The 4,452-nt window shown below is 73.7% G+C and carries 1 protein-coding gene; it reads right to left on the minus strand.

Features of this window, described 5'->3' with window-relative positions:
* The coding region (locus G6W55_RS36895) for a type I polyketide synthase (RefSeq protein WP_254876587.1) at window positions 1–4,435 on the minus strand (4,435 nt) is incomplete at its 3' end.
* Window positions 4,436–4,452: the final 17 nt, after the last annotated feature.

The raw sequence follows: 4,452 nt of genomic DNA on the forward strand, positions 1-4,452 counted from the left end.
CACCCTGCGAGTGACCCACCACAGCGGCGGGTTCGACGCCGTACGAACGCCACAGGGCGGCCAGGGACACCATCACCGCCCACGACAGCGGCTGCACCACATCGGCGCGTTCCAACGATGAAGCGCCCCGCAGGACCGCCTCGGCGTCCCAGTCCACAAACTCCGCAAGAGCCTCGGCGCATTCAGCGAACCGCTCGGCGAACACCGGGGCGGAGTCGATCAGTTCCACGCCCATGCCGATCCACTGCGCACCCTGACCGGGGAAGACGAACACCACCCGGCCACCAGTACCGGCCTCGGCATGCAAGTCGCCCAGTCCCGCCAGGAATTCATCCCGGCTACGACCGACCACAACCGCCCGGTGCTCGAACCGTGCCCGGCCCGCCAGCGTGAAGCCCACATTCACCCGAGAGAACTCCTGCTGCTCTCCGAGATGGGCAAGCAGCTTCGCCGCCTGCTCCCGCAACGCCTCCGCACTCCGCGCAGACAGGATCCACGGCACCGCCACCGGCTCCACCACCGCAGGCGGCTCAGCCTCCGGCGCATGCTCAAGAATCACATGCGCGTTCGTACCGCTCACACCGAAGGAGGAGACACCCGCGCGACGCGGACGGTCGTCAGCCGACGGCCACTCCCGCGCCTCCGTCAGCAGTTCCACCGCCCCCGCCGACCAGTCCACCTTGGACGACGGCTCGCCCACGTGCAGCGTCCGCGGCAGCACACCATGCCGCATCGCCTCCACCATCTTGATCACACCCGCCACACCCGCAGCCGCCTGCGCATGCCCGATATTCGACTTCAACGACCCCAGCCACAGCGGCCGATCCGACTCCCGCTCCTGGCCGTACGTCGCGATCAGCGCCTGCGCCTCAATCGGATCACCGAGCGTGGTGCCCGTACCGTGCGCCTCAACCGCATCCACCTCACCGGCCGACAGCCCGGCGTTCGCCAGCGCAGCACGGATCACCCGCTGCTGGGAGGGGCCGTTGGGGGCGGTCAGGCCGTTGCTGGCGCCGTCCTGGTTGACCGCCGAGCCGCGTACGACGGCCAGCACCTGGTGGCCGTTGCGCCGCGCGTCCGACAGCCGCTCCAGGACCAGCATGCCCGCGCCCTCGCCCCAGCCGGTGCCGTCCGCGCCGTCGGAGAAGGACCGGCAGCGGCCGTCCGGGGACAGCCCCCGCTGCCGGCTGAACTCCACCAGGAGGCCGGGGCTCGTCATGACGCTCACCCCGCCGGCCAGGGCCAGCGTGCACTCGCCCGCCCGCAACGCCTGCACCGCCAGATGGAGCGCGACCAGCGAGGACGAGCACGCGGTGTCCACGGACAGGGCGGGACCCTCCAGGCCGAGGGTGTAGGAGATGCGCCCGGAGACGACGCTGGCCGCGATGCCCGTGGCCAGGTAGCCGTCGGACTCCTTGGGCGAACGTTGCATCAGCGTGCTGTAGTCCTGGCCGTTGGTGCCCGCGAAGACGCCGGTCCTGCTGCCGCGCAGGCTGGTGGGGTCGATGCCGGCGCGTTCAATGGCCTCCCAGGCCGTCTCCAGCAGCAGCCGCTGCTGCGGATCCATGGCGACGGCCTCGCGGGGGGCGATACCGAAGAAGGCGGGGTCGAAGTCGGCGGCGTCCTCCAGGAAGGAGCCGGTACGCACGTAGGTCGTGCCGATGCGGTCGGGGTCCGGGTCGTAGAGGCTGTCGATGTCCCAGCCGCGGTCTGCCGGGTACTCCACGATCGCGTCCTCGCCGGAGGCCAGCATCCGCCACAGTCCCTCGGGGGAGTCCACGCCTCCGGGGAAGCGGCAGCCCATGCCGACGACGGCGATGGGGTCGTCGTCGGCCGCGGGGGCGGCGGGAGCCAGGGCCGCCTCGGGGGCCTGGTCCGCCGTACCGAGGAGTTCGTCCAGCAGGTGCTGGGCGAGCGCGGTGGGCGTGGCGTAGTCGAAGACCAGGGTGGCCGGGAGGGCCAGACCGGTCTCGGCGGCGAGCCGGTTGCGCAGTTCCACGCCGGTCAGTGAGTCGAAGCCGGTCTCCTTGAAGGGGCGCCCGGCGCCTATGACGTCGGCGGAGGCGTGACCGAGCACCTGGGCGGCGCTCTCGCGCACGAGGTCCAGCAGTGCCTTGTGCCGGTCGGCCGGGGCGACGCTGGCCAGCCGCCGGGGCAGGGCGGTGCCGTCCTGGACGGTCGCCGCGTGCTGTCGGGTGACGGCGCGGCGGGTGGTGCGCGGCGCCAGCGCGCGCAGGACGGCCGGGAGGTGGCTGCTCGCGCGCAGGGCCGCGCGGTCCAGTCGTACCGGCACGAGGGTGGGCCGTCCGGCGGTCAGGGCCGCGTCGAACAGCGCGAGGCCCTGCTCGGCGGAGAGCGGCAGGATGCCCTCGCGGGCGATCCGGGCCAGATCGACCTCGCCGAGGTCACCGCCCATGCCGCCGAGTTCCGGCCCCCACAGGCCCCAGGCGAGGGAGACGGCGGGCAGGCCGCGGGCATGCCGATGGGCGGCCAGGCCGTCGAGGAACGCGTTGGCGGCGACGTAGTTGCCCTGTCCGGCGCCGCCGAAGGGGGACGCCGCCGAGGAGAAGAGCACGAAGGCGCGCAGCGGCAGTTCGGCGGTCAGCTCGTGCAGGTGCCAGGCCGCGTCGACCTTCGGACGCAGTACGGCGTGCAGGTCGTCCGGGGTGAGCGTGCTCAGGAGGCCGTCCGCGACGACGCCGGCCGTGTGCACGACCGCGGTCAGCCGGTCGCCGATCGAGCCCACCAGCTCGGTCATGGCCTCGCGGTCGGCGGCGTCGGCGGCCACCATCCGCACGCTCAGGCCCAGCGCGGCCAGTTCACCGAGCCAGTCCGTCCAGCGGGGGTCGCTCCCGAAGCGGGAGACCAGCACCAGTTCCCGTACGCCGTGGGCTTCGGCGAGGTGGCGGACCACCAGCCGGCCCAGGCCCCCGGTCGCACCGGTGACGAGGACCACGCCGTCGCAGAGCGAGGGGCCCGTGGCCCCGGTGAATGCCGGGGCGGTGAGTTCGACGGGCTTGAGGCGGGCGACGTAGGCGCGGCCGTCGCGGACCGCGACCCACGGCTCGTCGGAGGCGGCGAGGCCGGCGTGGAGCGTCTCGGTGTCGATCGGCGGGATGCCTGCCCCCGTCGCCGTCGCCTCGACTTCAAGCAGGGCGAACCGTCCTGGGTTCTCCGACTGTGCGGAGCGCATGAGTCCGCGCACCGGCTCGGCCACCAGCTCGGTGTCCGTCCCGGCCGGCTCCGACCGGGTCACCACGACGAGCCGGGAGTCCCTCGTGCGCGGGTCGGCCAGCCAGTCCTGGACCACCTCCAGCAGGCGCTGCGTGACGGCGTGCACCCGCTCGGGCAGCGGGCGCCGCGGATCACCGCTGCCCGGCTCGTACACGACGACCGGCGGCAGCGCCCGGCCGTCCGGCAGAGCGGCCACGGCCTCGTACGGACTCCACTCCACCGGAGCGTCCAACGGGCGGCCCGACGCCGGGACCCACTCCACCTCGAACAGTGAGTCCCGCCCGACGGGGGCCGCGGAGACGGGCAGTTCGTCGGCCGTGAGCGGGCGCAGCGTCACCGCCTCGGCAGCCAGTACGGCCGCACCGTCGTCGTCCGCGGCCCTGATCTCCACGGTGTCCGTGCCTGCGGGTGTCAGGCACACGCGCAGGGACCGGGCGCCGGTCGCGTGGGCGCGCACCCCGCGGACCGAGTGGGCGAGGAACCGTCCGGCGGAGCTGACGGTGCCGAGGTGCGAGGCGAGTTGCACAGCCGTGTCCAACACGGTGGGGTGGACCCCGTACCGGTCGGCGTCCGCGTCGTCCTCCGCGCTCTGCGGAAGGTGCACCTCCGCGTACAGCCGTCCCTGGGCCTCCCAGGCCACGCCTACACCGTCGGGCACCGGCCCGGCCACCTCGACGGCGCCCTCCGGGGGCCAAGAGGCGAGGTCGGCCTCCGGCGCCGCGGTGGCGTCGTCCCAGGGGACCAGCGCGCCGGCGGCGTGCTCGCGCCAGCCGTCCTGGCCGGTGGCGGTGCCGTCGGCGCGCGCGTGGACGCGCAGCGAACGGCGCCCCTCGGCGTCCGGCGCCGCGAGGGCGAGCTGGACGACTGTGCCTCCGGCGGCGGGTACGACGATCGGCGCGGACACGGTCAGTTCCCTGATCACCGGCGTCTGTACCTGCTCACCGACGTGGGTCAGCAGATCGACCAGGGCCGCCGTCGGAAGCACCGCGACCTCACCGGCACGGTAGTACGTCAGCCAGGGCTGCGCCTGCTGCGAGAGGCGAGCGGTCCAGAGCAGGCTGCTCTCCCCCGCCACCTCCAACGCCGCCCCGAGCAAGGGGTGTTCGGCCACTTCAAGGCCTACGGCCCGCAGGTCGCCGCTGCCTGCGCCGGGGCCGTCCTCCAGCCAGTAGCGCCGTCGTTGGAAGGCGTAGGTGGGCAAGTCGACGCGCTGGGCGC

Source organism: Streptomyces sp. CAI-85 (genome assembly GCF_013363615.1).
Lineage (GTDB): Bacteria > Actinomycetota > Actinomycetes > Streptomycetales > Streptomycetaceae > Streptomyces > Streptomyces antibioticus_B.